Source organism: Metaprevotella massiliensis, from assembly GCF_900241015.1.
Genome location: NZ_LT965942.1, coordinates 1 through 899, shown reverse-complemented (window position 1 = coordinate 899; position 899 = coordinate 1). Strand labels below are relative to the sequence as shown.

The 899-nt window shown below is 43.7% G+C and carries 1 protein-coding gene; it reads left to right on the top strand.

The window, feature by feature from the left end; translation table 11 throughout:
• Positions 1–804, top strand: an 804-nt coding sequence (locus C1709_RS00850) for an RHS repeat domain-containing protein (protein WP_146035435.1), incomplete at its 5' end; no start/stop codon positions are given.
• Positions 805–899 lie beyond the last annotated feature (95 nt).

Sequence of the window (899 nt, the reverse complement as noted above, 5' to 3'; positions counted from 1 at the left end):
GCGACAGGCGACAAACTACAGGCCATTTACAGCGTGAGCGGACTGAAACTGATTCAGCCCATGAGCAAAGTAATGTCAGACCGTTCCGGAAATGACGACACCCTTTCATCGTCTGATATAAATTTGGGTTCGTCGTTGTCCGACTCTTTCGCAGACCAGAGTACGTTGAGTTCAAGTCAAAACATATATGGTCTTCCTGTGTTGGACTACTGCGGCAACATCGTTTATAGCGACAAGGAACCCGTTAAGATTCTTTTTGACGGAGGATATGTCAGTATTAAGAAAGGTGTCCCCACTTACCATTTCTTCCTTCGCGATCATCTCGGCAACGTACGTGTGGTTGCAGATGCTAATGGCAACTTGGAGGAACGCAACGACTATTACCCTTTCGGTGGTTTGATGGGTAAGGGCTTGAACGGCGATTTTCAATCCTACAAATACAACGGCAAGGAACTCGAACGTCAAATCGGTCTCGACATATACGACTATGGGGCAAGACGCTACGATGCCACCACCTGCCGCTTCACAACGATGGATCCGCTGGCGGAGAAATATTACTCCACAAGTCCTTATGCGTATTGTGTGAATAATCCGATGCGGTTTGTTGATACTGATGGGAAATGGGTAGAAGATGCTAATGGGAATCTTGTAGCAGAAAAAGGAGATAATGCATGGACTTTGGCTAAATATCTTAATACATCTGCCGAAATCTCAACAAAAATGTTAAATTGTCAGGGATATTCTATAAATGAGGAAGGTATTTTGAATTTAAAAGGCTCTATAACGAATCGTGTGGGTAGGTAGCGAATATTTCTCGTCAAAATGTTACCTTTGCAAAATGAATAGTACCGAGATATTTACAATGGCATTAGGCCTGTCAGAACCTTGGACAGTATCCA